Source organism: Pseudomonas sp. 3MAES_34.3B, assembly GCF_058145875.1.
In genome coordinates this window covers 2,870,101-2,892,115 of record NZ_CM176960.1, presented here as the reverse complement: position 1 = coordinate 2,892,115, position 22,015 = coordinate 2,870,101, and the positions used below count along the sequence as shown (strand labels likewise).

16 protein-coding genes are annotated in these 22,015 nt (G+C 63.9%); 3 read left to right on the top strand and 13 right to left on the bottom strand.

Annotated features, from left to right (window positions below; translation table 11 throughout):
• Positions 1-98: 98 nt before the first annotated feature.
• The 5 genes from AC3Z8Y_RS12865 to AC3Z8Y_RS12845 form a co-directional block, all read right to left on the bottom strand.
• On the bottom strand, positions 99-1,310 hold the full coding sequence (locus tag AC3Z8Y_RS12865) for an aldose 1-epimerase family protein (RefSeq protein WP_490086107.1): 1,212 nt from the start codon (positions 1,308-1,310) through the stop codon (positions 99-101).
• Positions 1,311-1,456: 146 nt separating this feature from the next.
• A complete protein-coding gene (locus AC3Z8Y_RS12860) occupies positions 1,457-2,392 on the bottom strand; it encodes a YsnF/AvaK domain-containing protein (RefSeq protein WP_490086106.1) in 936 nt (311 codons plus the stop codon).
• Positions 2,393-2,404: 12 nt separating this feature from the next.
• Positions 2,405-2,863, bottom strand: a complete 459-nt coding sequence (locus tag AC3Z8Y_RS12855; protein WP_490086105.1) for a YsnF/AvaK domain-containing protein — start codon at positions 2,861-2,863, stop codon at positions 2,405-2,407.
• A 110-nt stretch (positions 2,864-2,973) separates the two neighbouring features.
• Entirely contained in the window at positions 2,974-5,184 is a 2,211-nt protein-coding gene (locus tag AC3Z8Y_RS12850) for a hybrid sensor histidine kinase/response regulator (RefSeq protein WP_490086104.1), read from the bottom strand.
• 145 nt (positions 5,185-5,329) lie between these two features.
• A complete protein-coding gene (locus AC3Z8Y_RS12845) occupies positions 5,330-6,751 on the bottom strand; it encodes a sugar porter family MFS transporter (protein ID WP_490086103.1) in 1,422 nt (473 codons plus the stop codon).
• Between the two features lie 285 nt (positions 6,752-7,036).
• Between AC3Z8Y_RS12845 and AC3Z8Y_RS12840 the strand changes: the two genes are divergently transcribed.
• Positions 7,037-7,858, top strand: a complete 822-nt coding sequence (locus tag AC3Z8Y_RS12840; RefSeq protein WP_490086102.1) for an alpha/beta fold hydrolase — start codon at positions 7,037-7,039, stop codon at positions 7,856-7,858.
• Positions 7,859-7,866: 8 nt separating this feature from the next.
• Here the strand turns inward: AC3Z8Y_RS12840 and AC3Z8Y_RS12835 are convergent, their stop codons facing one another.
• The 5 genes from AC3Z8Y_RS12835 to AC3Z8Y_RS12815 all read right to left on the bottom strand — a co-directional run bounded on the left by AC3Z8Y_RS12835 (position 7,867) and on the right by AC3Z8Y_RS12815 (position 14,086).
• Complete coding sequence (locus tag AC3Z8Y_RS12835; protein WP_490086101.1) at positions 7,867-8,682, bottom strand: ABC transporter ATP-binding protein; 816 nt, start codon at positions 8,680-8,682, stop codon at positions 7,867-7,869.
• Positions 8,679-10,208, bottom strand: coding sequence for an ABC transporter permease (locus AC3Z8Y_RS12830; protein WP_490086100.1), 1,530 nt, complete (start codon positions 10,206-10,208; stop codon positions 8,679-8,681). Before AC3Z8Y_RS12830 ends, AC3Z8Y_RS12835 begins: the two co-directional genes overlap by 4 nt.
• 91 nt (positions 10,209-10,299) lie before the next feature.
• On the bottom strand, positions 10,300-11,208 hold the full coding sequence (locus tag AC3Z8Y_RS12825; protein WP_490086099.1) for a LysR family transcriptional regulator: 909 nt from the start codon (positions 11,206-11,208) through the stop codon (positions 10,300-10,302).
• 128 nt (positions 11,209-11,336) lie between these two features.
• On the bottom strand, positions 11,337-12,950 hold the full coding sequence (locus AC3Z8Y_RS12820) for an alkaline phosphatase family protein (RefSeq protein WP_490086098.1): 1,614 nt from the start codon (positions 12,948-12,950) through the stop codon (positions 11,337-11,339).
• A 188-nt stretch (positions 12,951-13,138) separates the two neighbouring features.
• The gene (locus AC3Z8Y_RS12815; protein ID WP_490086097.1) at positions 13,139-14,086 is read right to left on the bottom strand and encodes a LysR family transcriptional regulator; all 948 of its coding nucleotides are present in this window, start codon (positions 14,084-14,086) and stop codon (positions 13,139-13,141) included.
• 141 nt (positions 14,087-14,227) lie between these two features.
• On the opposite strand from AC3Z8Y_RS12815, the gene AC3Z8Y_RS12810 reads away from it, so the two are divergent.
• The gene (locus AC3Z8Y_RS12810) at positions 14,228-16,561 is read left to right on the top strand and encodes a TonB-dependent receptor (RefSeq protein ID WP_490086096.1); all 2,334 of its coding nucleotides are present in this window, start codon (positions 14,228-14,230) and stop codon (positions 16,559-16,561) included.
• Positions 16,562-16,564: 3 nt separating this feature from the next.
• Here AC3Z8Y_RS12810 and AC3Z8Y_RS12805 read toward each other — a convergent pair whose 3' ends face one another.
• Positions 16,565-17,161: a cyclodeaminase/cyclohydrolase family protein gene (locus AC3Z8Y_RS12805; protein ID WP_490086095.1), complete on the bottom strand. Its 597-nt coding sequence runs from the start codon at positions 17,159-17,161 to the stop codon at positions 16,565-16,567.
• A 128-nt stretch (positions 17,162-17,289) separates the two neighbouring features.
• Here AC3Z8Y_RS12805 and AC3Z8Y_RS12800 point away from each other — a divergent pair, with 128 nt between their 5' ends.
• The gene (locus AC3Z8Y_RS12800) at positions 17,290-18,771 is read left to right on the top strand and encodes an alginate export family protein (protein WP_490086094.1); all 1,482 of its coding nucleotides are present in this window, start codon (positions 17,290-17,292) and stop codon (positions 18,769-18,771) included.
• Positions 18,772-18,840: 69 nt separating this feature from the next.
• Here the strand turns inward: AC3Z8Y_RS12800 and AC3Z8Y_RS12795 are convergent, their stop codons facing one another.
• Together AC3Z8Y_RS12795 and AC3Z8Y_RS12790 are read right to left on the bottom strand one after the other, a co-directional pair.
• The gene (locus AC3Z8Y_RS12795; protein ID WP_490086093.1) at positions 18,841-21,510 is read right to left on the bottom strand and encodes a M10 family metallopeptidase C-terminal domain-containing protein; all 2,670 of its coding nucleotides are present in this window, start codon (positions 21,508-21,510) and stop codon (positions 18,841-18,843) included.
• 189 nt (positions 21,511-21,699) lie between these two features.
• Positions 21,700-21,972 (bottom strand): DUF6555 family protein, encoded by a 273-nt coding sequence (locus tag AC3Z8Y_RS12790; RefSeq protein WP_181117651.1) that lies wholly within the window; start codon positions 21,970-21,972, stop codon positions 21,700-21,702.
• Positions 21,973-22,015: the final 43 nt, after the last annotated feature.

Below are 22,015 nucleotides of genomic sequence, written 5' to 3'. Positions count from 1 at the left end.
TCCGTTGCCCTCGGGGTGATGAAACACCATGGACCCTTAGGCATAGCAAACATCTGGCCCAGCGCAAGTGCCGTGCCAAACGCGGCGAGGGCTGTCGGTCAGTGGGGCAGGTCCACCAGCGGCGCCTGCCGAACTTCGCTTGCCCGCCCATGCTGGATCCCGTGTACGGCCTCAACGGCTTGATCCACCTGGGCTTTATCGGCGAGCAGGCTATAGCTGATGCGGAACTGCCGCTGTTCCCCGGGTCCGATCTTGGGTACCAGATTCAGCGGGCGCTGATAATGCCGGTTGTAAGAAAAACTGGTGCCCGGTTCCAGGCCCGTTACATACCCCTGGCCTTGGGTGTCGGTATTTTTCCAGAGCGAAAACACCGGCAGGGTGCCCGTGTCGAAGCCCACTGACACGCCCAGGTTGCCTGCCTTGTTGTGTAACACAGTCAGCGTATGGCCATTTTCATCGGCGTAAGGCACCACGTTGTAGACGGTCTCGTCATAGTCGCGGGTTGGGCCGCGGTAGGTGTCCCAGGTAGCGAGATCGCCCTTGGCTTTTTCGTTGAACGGCGACACTTGCTTGACCGGTGCTACGAACCGCGCGCCTTCCTCGAGGAACGGCGTGCTGAAGTTGCTGTGGTAAAGCGCCTGGTATTCCTTGGGATAATCGCCATTGTTGGTGAGGGTGTCGTTCAGGTCGAAGCGGGTGCTGCCAGGCACTGTTACCAGTTCAGTGGCCACGCTGAAATCGACTTTCTTGAAGGCTTGTTCCTTTAGTTCGCCGCGCAAGGTAATGGCGTAGGGCGGTTGTTCGTCGATGTGCAGGGTCACGGTGCTGGCGGGAATATTCGCGGCGCGGCCATGCAGGGTGAGCAGCTCGCCATTGTCCACGCCAGGGTGGCCCACCCATTCGTAGCCGCAGCGGGTGACCAGTTCGTTGAACCCTTCGAGCCAGCCCAGCCCATCACGGCCGGTGAGGTTGACGAACGCCGGGTTAACCACTTCCTTTACGGGCGAATCCCACCCCATGCGTACCTTGCCCACCGAGGCGTTGAGCACGTTCATACCACGCGTGGGCACCACGGTCAGCTTGAGGGTGCCATTGTCGATGTCGACCACGCTTACCCCTTCCTGGCGGCCGCCATGCAGGGTGCGCATCGTGATGGAGAAGGGTTTGCCCGAGGTGACACCCAGCTCGGCGCTGGTGACCTTGAAGGCCTTGGCGCCGGTTTGGGCATCGAGAAGGGTGTAGTCCCAGGCGAACGCCTGTGAGGTTGCAGCCAGGCCGCCGAGGGCCACGAGCAGTTTGAATACGGTCATGACGCACACCTTTTTTGGAGTTGTGCAGACTGTATAGCGTGGGTGAAGCGTTTCAGCAATGGAATATCACGGTGAGCTGGTGTCCGGTGTTTATCCCTGGCAAGAGGCCTGCCTATCGGCAAGGCCTCGGTGTGCAGGTGCTATAACTACCGGTCCAGTGGTTTGTTGCGTTCGGACGACGCGGCGGCCTTGCTGAGTTCGCCTTGGCGGCTTTCCACGTCTACATCGGTACGGCGCAGGGTGTCGCGCACGGTCTCCTTGCGCTCGGTCGCGATTTTGCCGACGCTTACTTCCTCAACCACTCTGGCCGACTTGTCGACCACCACTTCTTCGGCGGTTTCCTGGATCTCGAGGGCGCCTTCCTTGAAGGCGTTCAATTCGCCGGCAGTGGCCTCGCGGTCCACGGGCCGACGCTCGATGCTGGCGTGTTCCTCGCGCAGGCTCACGGTTTCTTCAACTGGGCGCTCGGTCACCCGCGTTACCACGCGTACGCGGCCGGTGTTCACTTCACGTTTACCCACCCGCAATTGTTCCTCGATCACCGGGATCGCGGTATTGTCGGAAAGGTCGGCTGTCATGCCCGTGGCGTTCACCGGCGCGGTTGTCCCGGCGTCCAGGTGGGTGCCCGCTACATGTGACAACCCCGCCTGGGCCGTCCCTCCGGGTGCCCCATCGGTCCAGGTTGCAGAACGCTCATCGATATCTATGGCGCCTTGCGCTTCCAGGATGTCTTCTACCTGGTCTGCCTGCAGATCGTCGGCAACGGTGATCGTAATCAGCGTTGCCCCCCGGCGGTAGGCTTCGGGGTAGGCGGTGCTATAGCGGTGAGGCTGGCCTTCGTCGTCGCTACCGAACAGCGAGCTGAAGAAATGGCTGACCTTGTCGCCAAAGGATCCGTCACCGGTGTGCGCGTCGCCGATGGTGGTGGCGGAGGTCTCGCTGGCCGGCACGGAGCCTTGGGCGGTGGCGTCAGCCGTCGACAGCTCGATGTTGCTATCGGCGATGTTGAGCTGCAGCAGTTGGGCTTTGGCGGCCTGAGCGGTGCTCAGGTCATCGAATGCCGCTACAAGAGTATGCTTCATGTGTACCTCGATTCACGTAAGGGATGAGTCAGGCGCAGACGCGGAAGACCCTTGTGGTTCTTCGCTGTCGGTGTGTTCCAGGCTGTCGCTTCTGTTAAAAGTCAGCTGTTCTTTTTTCAAAGTCACTGGCTGGCTTGTTGTAACTTCGCTAACGGTCTGTCGAACATGCAGCTCTTCCTTCAGCATCAGCCGTTTTTCAACGACCAATACTTCTTCCAGTACCGGGATAATTGTCACGCCGTTTTCAACTCTTACCTGCGGCGGGTTGTTCGGGTCCACTTCCGTATCACAAGGAAACCGCTCTACTGCAGCTGTTTCGCGGCGCAGGCTCTCGGTGATCAGGTAGTCTCGAGTTTCCACGGTTTTTTCGATGCGAACAGTGCCGGTGTGAATCTTTCTTTTGGAAAGCGTCAGCACCTCTTCCACAACCGGAATTGCCGATGCTCCGCGGGTTGTTTCGGGGTCGTCCATTATCGGGCCTTTGAAGAAAGATTTCTGTACTGCTATTAACTTGAGTGACCCCGCGCGACTCAAGTTCAAACTCGTTCGCGGCAATCCGCAAACAGGGACGAGCGGTGCACTCAGCGGCGGGCGCTGGCCACCAGCTCCAGCAGCAGGTCCAGGTCCGCTGGCTTGGTAAGGTGACGATCGAAGCCGGCAGCTTCGGCAAGGCGCACGTCTTCGGCCTGGCCCCAGCCCGACACGGCGATCAGATACACACCTTCGCCGCCCGGCAAGGCGCGGATGGCCGCCGCAGCCTGGTAGCCGTCCAGGCGGGGCATGCCGATATCCAGCACGGCTACCTCCGGCAGGCTGTCCCGGCACAGGTCCAGCGCTTGCTGGCCGTCCGCTGCCATTCGCACCTCATGGCTTTCCATCTCCAGCAGCGCTTGCAGTGTGAAGGCGATGTCCTGATTGTCATCGGCGACCAGTACGCGCCGGCCCGGGCTCAGCTCCGCGGCGGGTTCCGTTGCCGCAGCCACGGCGCTCACGACGGGGTTGGCCAAGGGCAGGGTGACGGTGAAGCAGCTCCCCTGGCCCAGCCCGTCACTGGCGGCTTGAAGCTCCCCGCCGTGCAGGTCGACGAGGTTTTTGGCCAATGCCAGGCCCACACCCAAGCCGCCAGCGTCGACACCGGGGCCGGCGACCCGGCCGAACATGCGGAATACCTGAGCGAGGTTTTCCGGCGCGATGCCGATACCGCTGTCAGCGACCTCCACGCGGGCTTGACCATCAAGCCTGCGCAGGGAGAGCCGCACCTGACCGCCCGCCGGGGTGTACTTCACAGCGTTGTCGAGCAGGTTCACGAACAACTGCTGAAGGCGCAAACCATCGCCCTCCACCGGCAAGGGGTCGGCGGAAAACGAAGCACGCACCTGCAATTGTTTGTCCCGGGCCCGGCTATTGATAAAGGCCAGTGCGTCATGCAGCACGGCGTTCAACTCCAGAGGTTCGAGGCGCAGGGGGATATTTCCGAAACTCACGCGAGAAGCGTCCAGCAGGTCATCCAGCAAGCGGCCCATGTTGCCCACCTGGCGGTCGATCACCGCCAGGCTGTGCGACCGTTGCGCGGGGCTGGCACTGACGGAGCGCAACAATGCCGCGGCCTGGCCGACCGGTACCAGGGGGTTGCGCAGTTCATGGGCGAGGGTAGCGATGAATTCGTCCTTGCGTCGGTCCGCCGCGAGCAGCCCCTGGTGGGCGGTTTCCAGCCGGGCAACGGCTTCGTCGCGGGCCCGTTCACTGGCCCGGAGCGCCACGGCGGACGCCTCGAGGGCAACGCCCACGTCACTGATCTCCTTGATAGGCGTGCGCGGCACCTGCGGAATTTCACCACGGCCCACCGCCCGCGCCGCCTTGCGCAAGCCGGCCATGGGCTGGTTGATCCTGCGCGCCGCCAGCAGCCCGGCCACAGTGGCAAACAACAGCGACAAGGCCAGCCCACCCCCATACAGGAGCAGGGCCTTGGTCACCTTCGCATTCACCTCTGCCGTGGGGATCCCCGTGGCAACGGTCCAGCCGGCCTCAGGCAAGCGCAGCCAGGCGGTGTACACCTCGTCGCCATCGGAGGTATGGCTGACACCTGTGCCTTCGTTTTGGCCCCTGGCCACCAGGGCGCTAAGCTCCCGCGACACCTGATCGCCCACGGCAAACCCGGCGGCAGGCTCACGGGCGATGCGCCGGCCATTGTTATCGAACACCACCACGGTCCAGCCTTTGGGTAACTGCGACAGGGCCAGCACCTCGGCGATGTTCTGCGGCAACAACGGTGCGGTGATCACATAGCGCAGGGCACCATTGCGCAGGACCGGTACCCGTAGCGGTATTGCCCAAGTGTCCGAGGGGCCCTTGCCCAGCTGACCGACAATGGGCCTCGGGTGCTCGGCCATTTCCTTGAAACTCAGGGGCTCCACGGGACGGGTGGGGCCGGGTGTCGGCCGTGGGGACACTCGGCTCACCACGCGGCCCTCGGGCGTAGCGATCAGCATCGAGTGCCAGCCCGGCATCAGGGGCAGTACCCGGCCCAGCACCTGGTTGTAAGGGCCCAGGTCGTCACTGTCGAGCAAGGGAGACTCGGCAACGGCTGCCAGCACCGCGAAAGAGCGGTTGAGGGTCACTTGCACTGCGGTTGCAGTTTGCCGATTGGCCTCCAGGGCCCGAGCGATGGCCTGGCTTTCTTCGTTGCGCAGCAACATGAACAGGGCAACGGCTGCACATAATGCCAGGGGCACGGTGCTTGCCAGCACGAGGGTCAGCAAGCGCCCGCGTAGTGAGGACAAAGGGTGGCGCACAACAAAGAGCTCCGGATAGTTCGGACTCAGCTGTCCGCCCGCGGCAGCTCGGGTGCAGGGTATGGCCCGATGCTGGCGCGGCGAGCATAGCAAACCTCGGGTAGCGGCTGAAGCACCGCTGGTGCCCAGGCCTGGCTCTTTTCGCTTAGAGCGCCTTTTTCATGTGCTTCTCGATGGCTTCCAACGACTTGCCGCGTGTTTCCGGCAGGCAAAGGAACACGAACACCAGCGAACCGATATTGATCGCGGCGAACATAAAGAAGGTGGGGTTGCCCAGGGTATGGATCGCCAAGGGGAAGGCAAAGGCAACCGAAGCATTGAACAGCCACTGCATCGACACGGCGGTACCGGTCAGCAGGCCGCGTACTTGCACCGGGAACAGTTCGGACATCAGCAACCAATACACCGGTGAAATGCACATCTGCATGAACAACAGGAACACCAGGATGCAGGCCAGCGCGGCGTAGCTTTGGGTGAGGTTCTGCGGCATGAACTGCAGCACACAGCCGAGGGCCGCCTGCATCAGCACGACCACCACCAGGCCGGTCATCAACAAGTGGCGCCGGCCATAACGGCCGATGGCCCAGATGCCGAGCAGCGTGGCGATCACTGACACCACACCGTTGCCGATCGTGGCGGTGAGCGCAGCGTTGGTGCCCATGCCGGTGTTCTTCAAGATGATCGGTGTGTAATACATGAAAGCGTTCACCCCAGTGAGCTGTGCGGTAAAGCCCAGGCCGATGCCGATGAGCAGCAGCTTGATCACCCACCCCTGGCGCAGCAGCTCTTTGACCGCAGGGCGATGCCGCCCCTGTTCGTTCTGGGCCTTGAGTTCGGCCAGTTCGCGCTCGGCATCAGCCTTGCTGTCACGCAGCTGTTCCAGCACCGCTTCAGCGTCGTCCAGGCGCCCCTTGGCGGCGAGCCAGCGCGGTGATGCCGGCACGAAGAACGTACCCACCAGCAACAACAGCCCCGGCACCATGGCAATTGCCAACATGTAGCGCCAGATGCCGGGCGTGTGCATCAGGGCGGCCATCAGCGCGCTCAGAACGTACGCCAGCAACTGGCCGCTGACGATCATCAATTCGTTGCGGCTCACCAACCGGGCACGCCGCGAAGGGCCAGCGATTTCCGCGATAAATACCGGCACCGTGGCAGAGCCGCCGCCAACGGCGATGCCCAGCACAAAGCGCGCCGCCGCCATCAACGTAATCGAGGGCGCCGTGGCCGTGCCCAGCGCGCCGGCAATGAACAACACCGACAGCAGGCGAAGGGTGAGCCGCCGGCCGAAGCGGTCCGAGCAATAGCCGCTGGCGAGCGAGCCCACCGCCGCGCCTACGATCAGCGAGGCCGTTACCAGGCCCTCCGTCACGGCGTTCAAGCCCAGCCCGCCTTCCGCCACGGGCAGGGTCATGAAGGGCAGGGCGCCGGCGATGATGCCGGTGTCATAACCAAAGGCGAGCGCACCCATAGTGGCGACCAGCACCGAAATAAAGATCAACCGCGCCGCGGGCGCACGCTGGCCACCGCCAGGCTGTGCGGCGGCCGAAAGGGTGTTTGAAGCCATGGAAATTACATCCTTAACCAGATAACTAGCGTGGTGCCAGTACGTAGACGAGGCTTAGGGTGGTGTCTGCGGCGGGAGTTCCATGCGGGTGCGCGGCAGAAGGCCATCAGGGCCAGGCGATTACCGCGACTCGCCCTGAACCGCGAGTGAGCCCAGGCAGACCAATAGCACACCCGTACAATTTCTTTCGGCCCCCAACCGCTACGCTGGAGGTTCGGCAGTGGTCATGGGCAGCGGCGTTGCCCTGGCAGCGAATCCTACCCTTACGCGCCCAGGAGCTTCGTCATGACTACCTTCACCACCGAAGACGGCACCCAGATCTACTACAAGGATTGGGGCACCGGTCAGCCGATCGTGTTCCACCACGGCTGGCCCCTCAGCGCGGATGACTGGGATGCGCAGATGCTGTTCTTCCTTGCCAAAGGCTACCGCGTGGTCGCCCATGACCGTCGCGGGCACGGGCGCTCCACTCAAACGGCCCACGGCAACGAAATGGACACCTACGCCGCCGACGTGGCCGCGCTGGTCGCCCATTTGCAGCTCAAGGACGCCATTCACGTAGGCCATTCCACCGGGGGTGGTGAGGTGGCGCGCTATGTGGCTCGTTATGGCGCCGGGCATGTGGCCAAGGCCGTATTGATCGGGGCAGTGCCGCCCATCATGGTGCAGTCCGCCAGCAATCCGGGCGGGCTGCCGCTGGACGTGTTCGACGGCTTCCGCGCCGCGCTGGTCGCCAACCGCGCCCAGTTTTACCGGGAAGTGCCCACGCCGTTCTATGGCTACAACCGCGACGGTGCCGACGTGTCCGAAGGGATCAAGCTCAACTGGTGGCGCCAGGGGATGATGGGCGGTGCGAAGGCTCACTACGATTGCATCAAGGCGTTTTCGGAAACCGACTTCACCGAAGACCTGAAAAGCATCGAGGTGCCGGTGCTGCTGATGCACGGGGATGACGACCAGATCGTGCCCTTCGCCGACTCGGCACAGCTGGGGATCAACCTTCTCAAGCACGGCACGCTCAAGGTTTACAGCGGCTACCCCCACGGCATGTGTACCACCCACCCGGACGTTATCAACGCGGACCTGCTCGCATTCATCCAGGAGTAACCTGGCGTTCACAAAGCGAACGCAGTCAGCGGCAGCGCGGTGATGTAGTCCTGTGTTGGCGCCTGCCACGGGCCGTCTTCGGTCAGCTCGTGCAGCAGTTCATCACGCAGTTGCTGGAAGCCGAAGCTGTTGCGAACCCTGGGGTGGGGCAGTGCAACCTCTACCACTCGCTTGATACGGCCGGGCCGGGGCGCCATCACCACCACGCGGTCTGCCAGGTAAAGCGCCTCTTCCACGTCGTGGGTCACCAGCAGCGTGGTGATTCGGGCCTTGGCGCGGATGCGCAGCAGTTCGTCCTGCAACTGCTGGCGCGTGAGCGCATCCAGCGCGCCGAAAGGCTCGTCCAGCAGCAGGATGCGCGGGCTGGCCACCAGGCCGCGGGCGATGGCCACCCGTTGTGACATGCCGCCCGACAACTGATGCGGGTACGCGTTGGCGAACGCTGCAAGGCCAACCAGCGCCAGATGATCATCCACCCGCTGCTGGCGTTGCCGGGCATTCAGCGGCGATGCAGCCAGGCCGAGGTTTACGTTCTCGGCGGCTGTCAGCCAGGGGAACAGGCGGTGTTCCTGAAACACGATCCCGCGATCGCCCCCCACGCCGGCGGCCGGCTGGCCATCGACGAGGATCTGGCCCTCGAAGGCCGTGTCCAGCCCGATCAGCAGGCGCAGCAAGGTGGACTTGCCGCAGCCGCTGGCACCCACGATGGCGATGAATTCGCCATCGGCGATGTCCAGGTTGAAGTCGCGGATAGCCTCCAGCGTGCTGCCGTCGACGGGGAAATGCTTGCCTACGTGGGCGAAGCGGACCAAGGGTGCGTTCAAGCATGCCTCCAGCGCGTAGCGCGGCGTTCGAGCGTTTGCCCAAGGGCGTTGAGCAGGCCGCCGGTAAGGCCAACCAGCACCATGCCGGCGAGAATCTGGTCCATGCGCAGCAATTGCTGGGCGCTGATCATCAAGCTACCGATGCCCCCGTTGGAAGGCATGAAGTATTCGGCGCCGATAGTGCCCAGCCAGGCGTAAATCAGTGCTACCCGCAGGCCGGCGAACAAGGACGGCGCGCAGCCCGGCAGCACCAGCCGTGCCAGCCGCTGCCTACGATTGAGCCGCAGTACGCAGGCGGCTTCGATCAGGGTAGGTGGCAGTTGGGCGACGCCGCGCTGGGCTGCGATCAGCATCGGGAAAAACGCGGCCAGTGCCACAAAGGCCCATTTGGCAGGCTCGCCCCGGCCGCACCAGGCGGTAATCAACGGTACCCAGGCAAAAATCGCCACCTGGCGCAGCCCACTGAACGTGGCGCCAAACAACTTATGTGCCGGCTGCCACAGCCCCAACAGCAGGCCGAACGCCAACCCTAGCCCCGCGCCGATGGTCAGCCCTCCCAACGCACGGGTGAGGCTGGTGAGCAATGCCTGGGGCAAGCTGCCGTCGGCTGTGCCCGAAGCAATGGCTTGGGCCACTCGCAGGGGAGAAGGCAGCAACTCGGGGTTTACCCAACCCAGGCGCGAGGTTGCTTGCCAGGCAGCGAACAATACCAGCGGCAACACCCAGGGCTGCCAGCGCGGGCCAGTGGCGGTGCCAGCCCGCAATTGAGCGATAGCCGGGTGCGGCCAGAACACCAGGCGCCGCTCCAGCGCGCCTAGCCCGCGGTCCATGACCAGGCCGAGCAGGCCGATCACCGCGATGCACACGAACACGATGTCCAGCATGAACAGCTGCCGCGCCCACACCATCAGGTACCCCAGCCCCTCGCTGGACGCCAGCAACTCCACGGCCAGCAGCGAGGCCCAACCTGCCGCCACTGCAAGCCGCACACCCGCCAGGAAGGCAGGCAGGGCTGCGGGGATCATCAGTAACCTGATCCGCTCCGAACGGCTCAGGCCCAGCACCGTTGCGGCCTCGCGCAGCCGTGGCTGTGCATCGCGTACGCCCACCAGGGTATGCAGGGTTACCGGCACTACCACGGCCTTGACCAACACCACCAGTTTGAGGGCTTCGCCAATGCCCAAGCACAGCATGAACAGTGGAATCCACGCGAGCGTGGGTACCTGGGCGAGGGCGATGAAGGTGGGCAACACCATGCGCTCGGCCAGCCGCTGGCTCCCTAGCCAGGCGCCGAGCAATGCCCCGCCCAGCACGCCGGCCGCTACGCCAGCCGCCAGCCGCTTGAGGCTGATCCATAGGTTCAGCCACAGGTCGCCACCGGCCAGTTCCACCGCGCTTTGCCATACCAACGTAGGGGCAGGCAGCACCTGCTTGCTGGTCCAGTGCCATTTACTGGCCGCGCACCACAACACCAGCAGGCCCAGTGGGAGCAACCAGGGCAGCAAGCGGCGGCCAATAACGGCCATGGGCAGGGCCCGGCCGGGTGAGCCGGGGCGGTGAAGAGCAGCAGATCGGGTCACGGCAGCGGGGCCTCGTTCGCGGTGGATCAGATAGGGGTCAAGCGACTTCGCTGTCGACGGCGACCAGGGTTTCGATAAAGGCGCGAGCCCCGGGGGACAGGCGATAGCCCGCGCGGCTGACCACGCCACAATGGGCGCGCAGTGCCCCCAAGGCCGGGGGAAGGTTGCGCCAGCGCAAGCGTTGGATGCCGCCTTGGGCAAGCGCTTCGGCGCAGTTGTGTTGCGCGCTCAGGCCGATGGCGTCGCTTTCCTGAACGATCCTCAGTAATGCAGGGAAATATTCAGTCTGAAAATGCGGAGTGAAATCCTGCTTGCCACACAGGTTGGCCATTACCTTGCGCACGCCCGGCGGGATCAGGCCACAGGCCAGCGGGTAGGCAAATACATCGGCGGCGCTCAAGGTGCTTCGCCCGGCCAATGGGTGGCCAGGCCTGCAGAAGAACCGCCCGCTTCGCTGAGCCAAGGGTTGGGTATCGAAAGCGGGGTCGGCCTCGAAGGGGCGGATATCGGCAATGAAGAATTCGATTTCGTCGCGGTTCAGCGCGCGGCCGAGCCGCTCCCAGTTATCGACCACAAAGTGCAACTGAATGCCGGGGCGTTGCCGGTGGAACCGGGTGAGCGCCTGAGGCACCACGGTCCCGGCCGGCGAAGGGCCGCAACCGAAGCGTACCTGGCCGGCATCCAGCTTGGTCATCTGGCCCACCTCACTGCTGAGCCGGGCCGCACCCTGGACCAGATCGCGCGCATGCGCCAGCAACACTTCCCCTTCCGGGGTGGGGCGCAAGGCTTTGTCTGCGCGGTCTACCAGCTGGCAACCGAATTCCTGTTCCAGGCTCTGAATGCTGCGGCTGAACGCCGGTTGCGTGATGCCCATCGCATCAGCGGCGCGAACGAAACTGCGGTAGTCGTTCAAGGCGATGATGTAACGGAGTTGCCGGAGGTCCATGGAGCGTCCTTGCGCGGTGCGGGTTTGAGCGGAGTGGATTGTGCGAGGTAAACCGTTATGTCGTCCAAGAAGGTTCAGGTAAATGCTTATTCCGTAAAGAAATAACCATTTACCTGGCTGTTCAAACGTCACCACACGCCGATGGGTACCATCCGGGCAGATTCAGGCTCGCCATAACGGAAGCGGCGGGCGCGATCATCCACTTCCTCATTGCTGATGGTGGTACGGCGTTTGAGCCCACGCATCCAGTCGAACAGGTAACCCAGGTGCTGCTCACGCACTGCGGCATAGGCCGGATCGGCGCCCAGGTCGTGCTGCTCGTGGGGGTCGTTCTCAAGGTCGAACAGCTGCGGGCGGAAGCCGTCATAGGCCACGTACTTCCAGCGCTCGCTGCGCACCATGGTCATGCGGCAACGGTCGATGGGCTGACCCAGGCGCTCGCGTGCCGGTGCCTGAAAGGCGTAGTCGTATTCGGCAATGGCATAGTCGCGCCAGGCCACTGGCTGGCCATGCAGCAGCGGGATAAGCGAGCGGCCCTCCAGGCGGTGCTGGGCTGAAGGCAACCCCAGCGCCTCGAGAAAGGTGGGCAGCGCGTCGATGGTCTCCGCCAGCCGATGCTCCACCGTGCCACGGGTGGCGTCGGCGGCGGGGCGTGGGTCACGCACAATCAATGGCACACCCACGGCCTGTTCCAGCAGGAACTCTTTTTCACCGAGGTAGTGGTCACCGAGGAAGTCGCCATGGTCGGACGTGAACACGACCAACGTGTCGTTCCAGCGGCCGCTGCGCTCCAGCACTTCAATCAAGCGGCCCAACTGGTCGTCGATCTGCTTGATCAGGCCCATGTAGGTCGGCACCACGTTCAGCCGCACCTCGTTCCGGGAAAAGTTCTGGCTTTCCTGGTGCTGGCGGAACGCGGCATACACCGGGTGATCGCTCAGGGTTGCGGTATCCGGTTGAACCGGCGCCTGCACATGCTCGGCGCCGTACAACGCGTGATAGGGCGCCGGTGCGAGATAGGGCCAGTGCGGCTTGATGTAGGAGAGGTGCAAGCACCATGGCGCCTCGCCCTGGGCCTGGATGAACTCGATGGCGCAATCGGTGGTGTACACGGTTTCCGAATGCGCCTCGGCCACCCGCGCCGGCAGGTGGGCGTTGCGCATGTGCCAGCCGCTGAGCACTTCGCCGTTGTCGCCCGCCGCGGCGTTGGCCCAGCTGTGCCACGGGTTTTCGCCGTCGTAGCCCAGCGCGCGCAGGTAATGGGTGTAGGGGGCGCTGTCGCGTTTGTCGGCAAAGATTGGCGCGTCGGGGTAGATGCCGTCGTGCCGCATATAGGCTTCGAAGCCCACTTCGCTCAGTTGAGCCTGTTTCTGCGAATCGGCGCCCACATGGGCCAGCGCGGCGTCGTTGGGGGTGGCGTGGGTTTTGCCCACCAGCGCTGTGCGAATGCCTGCCGGGCGCAGGTAGTCGCCGATGGTCAATTCTTCGAGGGGGAGTGGCACGGCGTTCCAGCTCACCTGGTGGCTGCTGACGTAGCGCCCGGTGTAGGCCGACATCCGCGAGGGGCCGCAGATGGTGCCTTGGGTGTAGGCCCGGGTGAAGCGCACGCCTTCGGCGGCCAGGCGGTCGATGTTCGGCGTATGCAAGTGGGCATGCCCATAGCAGGACAGGTAATCGCGGCGCAGTTGGTCACACATGATGTACAACACGTTGCGTACGGGAGGCAGGCTGGGGGCGGTCATGTAAGCGGTTCCGGTAAGGCAGGTGCCGCTATTTCGCCGCCCAAGGCGCGATGTCTCAAGCGCATTCGGTGAATACGTTTGATGCGTGGCGTGCATGGCAGATAAGGAGCATTCGCACGCATTCCCTGGCTATCGCCAGGTCTCACACCTATGGGAGGCTCCCGAAGGGGTAATGCACGGCCCCGGGCTTACACCGCCATTCGCGCCAGTGCATCGCTCTGGTCGTGCATGTCGTCATCCACCTGGCGGATGTAGTCGATCATCGCCCGGCTCATCGGCGACAGGCTTCGGCCGCTGCGGTACACCACGCCGTAGCGGGTGTAGGTCTCTTCGCTGGAGGGGTCCAGCCCTTGCACGGTCAGGCGTACCAGCCGGCCACCCGCGCTGGCCAGTGCGTCGTTATAGGCGCCGCAAATGCCGATGGCATCGGAATGCAGCACCACCGACAGCAAGCTGGCCGTGTGCTCGCACTGCACGCTCGGTACGTAGTCAGGCTTGCCGCTGAGGTCCACGATCACCTTGCGCAGGTTCGGCGGCCGGATGGTCACTGCCAACGGGTAGCTGAACAGCCGGGCGGGGGGCACCGAGGGCAGCGCGGCCAGGGGGTGACCCTGGCGGCAGCAGAAGTGCCACTTGCGCGGCTGCAGGCGCAGGGTTTCGTAGTCCGGGTCGGCCTCGAACTGGCGCGTGTCAGCCACGAAGAACTCGAACTCCTGCGCCAACAGCCGCTGCGCCAGGCTCTGCCAGTCCTCCACTTGCAGGTTCACCCGAGCCTGTGGGTAGCGTTCGATAAACCGGCCGATGGCGCGGGGCACCAACCCGGCTGCGGGCGCCGGGCCGCAGCCAAAGCGCAGCTCCGCCGCCTCAATCCCGTTGAGCTGGGCAATTTCGTTGCATAGCTGATGAGCACCGCTTACCAGCCGCCGCGCGTGTTCCAGCACTACCAGCCCTTGTTTGGTGGGCGGAAGGTTCTTTTGGGCGCGATCCACCAACTGGTGCCCCACCAGATGCTCCAGCGCCTGGATGCTGCGGCTGAACGCCGACTGGGAAAGGTTAACCGCCATGGCGGCAGCCACGAAACTGCGGTGCTCGTGAAGGGCAAGGAAGTGGCGCAGCTGACGCAGATCGATATGCATGATTCACATCCGAAGTATCCGGCAAATGCAATTGCCTGAAGGGGTGGCGCTCTTTATAAAGTCATCGCCTTATTCAGTAAATATTTAAGAAAAGCTAAATATATATCTGGATGGAATAACTAGATGACCAAGGAGCTTGTCATGCCTGCGATCCTCAGCGGCCCACCCGGTGCCCGCCCCAGCCGCCTCGCGCTGGCGTTATTGCTTGCCGCCAGTGCCACGGGCGCCTTGGCTGCCGATGACGTCACTGCCCCCGACAGCCCCCGGGCGGAGGATCATCTCGAAACCGTCACCGTAACGTCCCGCCGCCGTGAAGAAAGCGCCCAGGACGTGCCCACGCCGATGTCAGTGGTGAACGGGCAAACGCTGGAAACCCAGCGGGTGTACCGCATCCAGGACCTGCAGCAACTGGTGCCCAGTGTGAACGTGGCCTACATGCATGCGCGCCAGTCCAGCGTGTCGATCCGCGGGTTGGGGAACAATCCGGCCAGTGATGGCCTGGAGGGCAGCGTGGGGCTGTACCTGGACAACGTGTACCTGGGGCGGCCGGGCATGGCCGTGTTCGACCTGATGGACATCGAGCAACTGGAAGTGCTGCGCGGCCCCCAGGGCACGCTGTTCGGCAAGAACACCACGGCCGGGGTGATCAACATCGGCACGCGGGCGCCCAGCTTCACCCCCGAGCGCAGCATTGAAACCTCAGTGGGCGAGGACGGCTATTTTCAAACCAAGGGCACTCTGTCGGGGCCATTAAGCGAAACCCTCGCTGGGCGTATTTCAGCCTATCGCACCCGCAGCGACGGCGACATCAAGAACGAATACGACGGCCACGACCTGAACGGCGGTGCGCGTCAAGGCTTTCGCGGGCAGTTGTTGTACAAGCCCAGCGAGGATTTCAACCTGCGCTGGATCGCCGATTACAACGAAGAGGATTCATCGGCCGGCACCCGAGTGCTCTACAGTACCGGCCCGACCATCAATGGTGTGAAGCTGTATGAAAGCCGTGCTGCGGCCGCAGGCGCCACGCTGGTGGACGGCACCGACCGCAAGGTGAACCTCAACGGGCCGCAGCAGGTGACCGTGTTCCAGGGCGGCACCTCGTTGGAAGCGAACTGGAAGCTGGCCAACGATTTCACCCTCACCTCGGTGAGCTCGTATCGCTGGTGGGACTTCACCCCTCGCAACGATGACGGCTTGAACACTACCGCTGCCTATAACGCCGGGGTATCGGTGCAGGACAAGCAATGGTCGCAGGAGCTGCGGCTGGCGTCGCCCACCGGCGGTGCGTTCGATTACGTGGTGGGCGCCTACTACTTCGGCTCCGACCTGGACAACCAAGCCTTCAGCTATTACGGGCCCCAGGCCGATATCTGGAACGGCACGGCACCCGGCGCACTGGCCAATGTGAGCAGCATCGGCAATGGGCACATCGAAACCGATAGCTTCGCGCTGTTCGCCCAAGGCACCTGGCACCTCACGCCCCGGTTGGACTTCACCGCCGGCCTGCGCGGCACCTATGAAGAAAAAAGTGCCTGGGTGACCCGCGATGCGCCGGTGGGCGGGGCCACAGTAAGCGGTGCCGCCGCAGCGGCGCGTGTGGGCCGTGCCGGGGCGTATGACTCCGGCGACCTTAACCAGTACACCGCCAGCCCGTCGGGGCTGCTCAACCTCAGCTACCACTTCAATGACAACCTGTTGGGCTACGCCACGCTGTCCCATGGCGAGAAGTCGGGTGGGGTCAACCTGGCAGTGGGCACCGCGCCTGCTGCTGGCGCGGATTCGCTGTTGATCGGCACCGAACGGGCAAACAACGCCGAGCTTGGCTTCAAAAGCACGCTGCTGGATCGGCGCCTGCAGTTGAACGCCAACCTGTTCTGGACTCAGGTGAACGGTTACCAGACCAATGCCTACGACAGCGACAACCGTGTGCAGTACCTGACTAACGCGGGCTCCGTGCGCTCCCGCGGGGTAGAGGTGGAAAGTACCTGGGTTCCGCTGCGCGGCTTGACCCTGAACGTCAACGGCTCCTACAACGATGTGCGCTACCTGTCGTACAAGGATGCGCCTTGCCCACCGGAAGTGAGCCTGCAAGCGGGCGCGCCAGCGTCCTGCGACCTCACCGGGCACACCGTGGTAGGCGCCTCCAAATGGATTTTCAATGCCAACAGCCAGTACCAGTGGCAGCTGGCGAACGGGCTACAGCCCTACGTGACCGCCAGTTGGGCCTTGCGCTCCCACGCGGTGGGCACGGTCGAGGACTCGGAGTACGCGCAAATCCCGTCCTACGCCATCAGTAACTTTTCGGTGGGCCTGCGCGGGGACGCAGGGGAAGGGCAATGGGACGTGTCGCTGTGGCTGAAAAACGCCTTCGACAAAACCTACTACACCACGCTCTGGACTGCCGGCAATGGCGGTTATGAAGGCCTGCTCGGTGGCTCACGCACCCTCGGGGCTACGGCGCGTTACGACTTCTGACAGTCAATTCGTACGCAGTCCCCGGGCAGCCGCGTCGGCACGTTGTTCCAGTGCCTCTCGTTGCGCCTCGTAGTAATCGGTGCGGCCGTGGTCCTGCAGCAGTGGGGCGTCTTCGGCGAGGTTGAGCAGCAAGGCGTGCACGCTGGCGTGCAGCATCAAGCCCCCCGCCTTTACGTCGCAGCGCAGGCTGGGGGTTGCCAGGGGCAGGGCGGTCACCGCAAGTTCCAGCGCTTTCTGTATATCGTGCGCGGCCTGGTGAGTGCGGCTCACCAGCACCGCGACGTCACGCTGGCGCTGGGCATCCTCGGGCTCGGTATGGGGCAGGTCTTCGATGAAGCGGCCAAAGTCCCGCATATCGCCATCAGCATGCGCGGCGAGCACTGGCAGCAGGGCGCGTGCTTCGGCCAGCAGTATTTCTCGAGCAGGGTGCGCCTCGCGCGCCTGGCTTTTGCCAAGGGCCATCACGATCAACGCCAGCCCCAGGTCGCCACATACGGCTGCAGTTGCGCCGCAGCTGGGGACCGGTTCCAGGCCGGCAAGGGCATCGCGGAACCGGGCCAGGGGCCAGGCCCAAACACTTGAAACATTGGCTGTGGTCATGAAAACGTTCCGTTGCCGCGAATAATTGGGGTATGCACTGCACTGGCTGAAAGCTATCATCGCCGCCGCACGCAGCCGCGAGTGTATCCGGCGACGTATAACTATTTGCCAATGCACAAGGATTGAAGATGAAGCAGTGGGTTTCGGCCGGGGTCGGCCTTGGATGTTCCCTGGCCTGGATGCTACCCGCCATGGCCGCTACCGCAGACGGTAGCCAGTTTGGCCTGGAGATCAAGGCCACAGCGCAAACGGAAGGGGATCGCGACCTGGGGACCGCAGCCCACGGCGACGTGAACGGGCTGGGCCTGGACCTGCGCCCTTGGGCGTATTTCCAGCGGGGCGCCTGGAGCGCCTATGCCATGGGGCAGGCGGTCACGGCGACGGACATTGTCGAAACCGACACACTGCAGCAGGACACCAGCGAGGCCGCGCAAAGCAGCAACAGCGACCGTGAGCCGAAAAAAAGCTACCTGGCCATGCGCGAGTTCTGGGTGGGCTACCGCGGCCTCACTCCGTACCCGGGCGAGCAGCTGAAATTTGGCCGCCAGCGGCTGCGCAACGACGACGGCCAGTGGCGCGACACCAATATCGAAGCCCTGGCGTGGACCTTCGACACCACCTTGCTCAAGGCCAACCTGGGCACGGCCCAGCGTTTCAGCGACTACCGCACCGACCTGAAAGAGCTGTCGCCCACCGACAAGGATCGCCTGCACCTGTTCGCCGATGCGTCCTGGCAGTGGAACCCCGGGCAGTGGGTCGGCGTGCGTGCGCACCACACCCGCGATAACGGCAGCCTGGATTACGCTCGGGTGGGCCAGGCCAGCGACCCGCTGGACAAGACCCAGAACGGCGACCTGACCTGGTTCGGCATCGAAGCCAGCAGCGACGCCTACAATGCCCGCCGCAACACCAACACCTGGAACTACTGGGCCAGCCTTACTGGCCTGAAGGGTAACCACGACAAGGTGAACAGCCTGGACAGCAACGGCAACCTGCCGGGCGAAGCTTCCAGCCACAGCGATGTGAGCGGCTGGGCCACCGACCTTGGCCTGCGCCTGCGCCTGGACCCAAGCTGGCAGGTGGGTGCAGCCTATGCTCGCGCCAGCGGCGAATACGAGCAGAACGGCCTGGAGAGCAACCGCTCTACCTACACCGGCATCAACTCCCGTGTGCACCGCTTCGGCGAAGCCTTCCGCGGCGACATGACCAACCTGCAAAGCGCCACCCTGTTCGGTTCATGGACCCTGCGTGAAGACTACGACGCCAGCCTGATCTACCACCGCTTCTGGCGCGTGGACGGCGACAAGGGCATCACCAGCCGTGGCGTTGCCGCGTATGACAACGAATACGACAGCGGCACCGGTGACCTGCTGTCGAGCAGCAGCCTGCCCCTGCGCGATGGCGAGAAAGACCTGGGCCAGGAGCTGGACCTCGTAGTCACCCGCTACTTCAAACAGGGCCTGTTGCCAGCGTCGCTAAGCCAATCCATCGACGAGCCCTCGGCCCTCGTGCGCTTGCGCGGCGGTGTGTTCAAGCTGGGTGATGCCTACGGCAGCCAGGTGGACAGCTACATGCACCGGGCGTTTGTGGATGTGATCTGGCGGTATTGATACCGGCGGATAATTCCCGGGTTTCACCCGGCTCCGGAGTGTAGGGCCGGGGGAACCCCGGGAATGGCTTCAAGCGGCCACGCCTAGCAAGGCGAGATCCTGCTCGGGCGCCGGTGCGAATACGAACGCATCGGCGTTTAGCGCATGGCTGAGGTCGCCGTTAAGGGTGATCTCGAACCGCTCGCCGTCTGCGCCTGCAGTGAAGTCTTTCACATAGGTGCGGTCGGCCGTGGCGCTGTAGCTCACCTTCAAGGTGCCGTCGCGGCCGCTTCCCAGGCCTGTATAGCCCAGCGCGGCCACATCCAGCCGATCATGGTTGGCATCGAAATCCGTGATCACGTCACTCATCCCGCGCGCGCTATCGGTGGAGGCGAGGAAGCGGAAGGTATCGTCTCCCGAGCCGCCAGTGAGCTGGTCCAGGCCAGCACCGCCGGTCAACACATCGTTGCCGCTGCCACCGGTCAAGGTGTCATCACCCCGGCCGCCCGCCACCTGATCATTGCCGTTTCCGCCGTCGAGCGTATCGTTGCCGGCGCCGCCATCGAGCATGTCGTCGCCCGCTTCCCCGCGCAGGGTGTCATTACCGGCCAGGCCGTTGAGGCGATCATTGGTGTAATAGCCCACCAGGGTGTCGTCATTGGCGGTGGGTTCATCGATGTAGTAATCGTCGTAGCTGGTGGGTTCGGCATTGAAGTGCGTGGTCGTGGGCGCACCGAAGCGGATCGCGGCATTGTTGATATAGCTCACGCCTTCTAGCACCAGCTTGAAGTAGTTGCCGTTGGCATCGGCTTCCAGCGACTGCAGCACCATGTCACCGCCCGTGCGTGTGGCTTCCAGGGTGTGGTCATAGCCGGTGCCCAACCCGGTGAAGCGCAACGCCGAGAGGTCAAGCACGTCATGGTCGTAGCGGAAGTCGGTGATCGTGTCGCTATTGTCCACGCTCCGGGTGCCGTTGGCATAGCTGTCGCGCAGCGCGTCGAACACGAATACGTCGTTGCCGTCGCCGCCCGTGAGCTGGTCGGCGCCCGCGCCGCCAATCACATAGTCATTACCAGCACCGGCGCTGAGGGTGTCCGCGCCGGCCAGGCCCCTGAGCGTTTCGCCATTATCGCTGCCGGTGAGGGTATTGCGGCCTGAGGTGCCCTGCACCAGGGTTTCGAAGTCGCTGGCCTGTATCTCGTTGACGTTGCCCACCAGCGCCAGCTGGAAGTAATGGCCGTCGCTGTCGGCATCCAGGCTGCGCAAATAGTGCCGCCCCAGGCTGCCGTTGTAGCTGAGCTGCAAGGTGCCGTTGTGGCCATCGCCCAGGCCGCTGTAGCCAAGGCTGGCAAGGTCCAGCTTGTCTTCGCCGGCGACGAAGTCCGTTATCAGGTCGTTGGCGCCCCGTACGCTGTCGCTGGCGCGAGTGAAACGGAAGGTGTCCGCGCCGGCCCCGCCGGTGAGCCGGTCCACCCCGGCGCCGCCGTACAGCACGTCGTCGTAGAGGCCGCCGGTGAGCCGGTCGTTGCCCCCGAAGCCGTAAAGCGCCGTATCGGATGCTTCGGTGGCGGCCAGCACATCATTGCCGGCGGTGCCGGCCACGGTAAGGTTGTCGTTATTGCTGAAGGCGCTGCTGTCGGTGCCGTAGAACACCGTGGCGGGATCGCCGAAGCGGCTGAAGTAATTATCGAACACGGTGTTGAAGCCTGTGATGTCTTCGTTGCGTTCGGACACCGCATAGCTGGCGTTGCCGCCGCCGATCAGGTTGTTGTACACCACGTTGCCGGTGACAGCGTCCACGGCGCCCACGTCCGAATCGTCCGAGGCCTGCAGTACCACCTCGGCATTGCCGAAGGTGCTGGCGTCGTTGTACAGCACGTTGCCCGCGATCGTGTTAGCGCTGGAGCCATACAAGCCGATGCCCGCGCCACCGTTGTCGTGCACGGTCACGTTGCTCACCCGGCTGAAGTCGGTGAGCTTGAGCAGCAGACCTTCGGCCCCGTTGTCGGCGATTTCGCCACCGGTGAGCACCACCCGTTCAGAGAAGGCTTCGCCTGGTTGGCCTTCGACCAGAATGCCGCGGCCGCCGTTTTCCAGCGCGTCGTTGTCGGCCAGGGTGGTGCGGTAATTGTCCAGCAACAAGGTAAAGCCGTTACGGCCGTTGCCTTCGCTGAGGTTGTCCTGGAACCCACCCGCGTCCACATAACCCTCGGCGGTGCCTACAAGGTGGGCATAAAAGCCGTCCAGGCCGCTGCCGGTCGCCACGCTGTCGGTCACGCTCAGGGCGAAGGTACCTTGTTGCGCGTTCAGCCCATTGCCGCTGCAGTTGGTAAACGTCACACCGCTCACGGTCACGGCGGTGGTGGTGCCGCTGTCCCAGGGGCCGGCGCCGGTACTGAAGCCATCCACGCGCCCGCTCGTATGGGCGCTGTTGCCATCCACCGTAAGGTCAGACAGCCCAACGTCCTGTGCATCCATGGCGGCCCGCACGATACCGGTGACGGGTTTGCTCCAGTCGTTGGCCAGTTTAAGGCTTGTGTCGGCGGCGCCATCCCCGACGAGGCTCACGCCGCTCGGCAGGATAAGGCACGGCCCGGAGGTTTGGGAGGTGTCACCGCTCACCACGTAAGTGCCCCTGGACAGGTAAACCTGGCCCCCGGTCTCGGCTGCGGCGTCGATGGCGGCCTGGATGGCCTGGGTATCGTCCGTGGCTCCATCGCCAACCGCGCCGTAGTCGCGGGCATCGTAAATAAGAGGCATGGCAGTAGCTCCTGAAAGCCGGGGGGGAACGTGAGGGCGCGGCCGGCCGCCTCGGCGCTCATTGTATTAGCGGCGATACAACGGTAGTTGAGGAAAGGGGGAACACCAGTGCCGATCGGCAGGTGTAAAAAACCCCGGCACTGCATTCGCCGGGGTTGTGTCTGGCCTGCTACTACGCGGCCGTTGTGGCTAACCGGCGGCGCGGTCGGCCACTGGCGCTTCCACGGGTGGCTGCATACCCGCCGCGCGCCAGCGCACGTCGGTAATCCCGAACTTCTCGGCCATAGGTTTGGAGGTGCGTTTTATCTTGTCGTGACGGTGGCGAGGTATGTGCCCGACCCCCGCATCGCAACTGGCCCAATGCCACGCTTCGGCGTTGTCCATGCGGTCGAGGCGGATCACAAAACTCTTGGGTGCGCCGTGAAGGCGATAGTCGATGACGAAAAGCGTTGGCGTAGGCATTTCCAATCAATCCCGTTGATCATTACCGACTTAACGGAGCCTT

What these genes read in the sequence shown, in the direction of transcription:
- AC3Z8Y_RS12865 (WP_490086107.1), bottom strand. Translation starts at nt 1,310, where the DNA reads ATGACCGTATTCAAACTGCTCGTGGCCCTCGGCGGCCTGGCTGCAACC.
- AC3Z8Y_RS12860 (WP_490086106.1), bottom strand. Translation starts at nt 2,392, where the DNA reads ATGAAGCATACTCTTGTAGCGGCATTCGATGACCTGAGCACCGCTCAG.
- AC3Z8Y_RS12855 (WP_490086105.1), bottom strand. Translation starts at nt 2,863, where the DNA reads ATGGACGACCCCGAAACAACCCGCGGAGCATCGGCAATTCCGGTTGTG.
- AC3Z8Y_RS12845 (WP_490086103.1), bottom strand. Translation starts at nt 6,751, where the DNA reads ATGGCTTCAAACACCCTTTCGGCCGCCGCACAGCCTGGCGGTGGCCAG.
- AC3Z8Y_RS12840 (WP_490086102.1), top strand. Translation starts at nt 7,037, where the DNA reads ATGACTACCTTCACCACCGAAGACGGCACCCAGATCTACTACAAGGAT.
- AC3Z8Y_RS12830 (WP_490086100.1), bottom strand. Translation starts at nt 10,208, where the DNA reads ATGGCCGTTATTGGCCGCCGCTTGCTGCCCTGGTTGCTCCCACTGGGC.
- AC3Z8Y_RS12825 (WP_490086099.1), bottom strand. Translation starts at nt 11,208, where the DNA reads ATGGACCTCCGGCAACTCCGTTACATCATCGCCTTGAACGACTACCGC.
- AC3Z8Y_RS12820 (WP_490086098.1), bottom strand. Translation starts at nt 12,950, where the DNA reads ATGACCGCCCCCAGCCTGCCTCCCGTACGCAACGTGTTGTACATCATG.
- AC3Z8Y_RS12815 (WP_490086097.1), bottom strand. Translation starts at nt 14,086, where the DNA reads ATGCATATCGATCTGCGTCAGCTGCGCCACTTCCTTGCCCTTCACGAG.
- AC3Z8Y_RS12810 (WP_490086096.1), top strand. Translation starts at nt 14,228, where the DNA reads ATGCCTGCGATCCTCAGCGGCCCACCCGGTGCCCGCCCCAGCCGCCTC.
- AC3Z8Y_RS12805 (WP_490086095.1), bottom strand. Translation starts at nt 17,161, where the DNA reads ATGACCACAGCCAATGTTTCAAGTGTTTGGGCCTGGCCCCTGGCCCGG.
- AC3Z8Y_RS12800 (WP_490086094.1), top strand. Translation starts at nt 17,290, where the DNA reads ATGAAGCAGTGGGTTTCGGCCGGGGTCGGCCTTGGATGTTCCCTGGCC.
- AC3Z8Y_RS12795 (WP_490086093.1), bottom strand. Translation starts at nt 21,510, where the DNA reads ATGCCTCTTATTTACGATGCCCGCGACTACGGCGCGGTTGGCGATGGA.
- AC3Z8Y_RS12790 (WP_181117651.1), bottom strand. Translation starts at nt 21,972, where the DNA reads ATGCCTACGCCAACGCTTTTCGTCATCGACTATCGCCTTCACGGCGCA.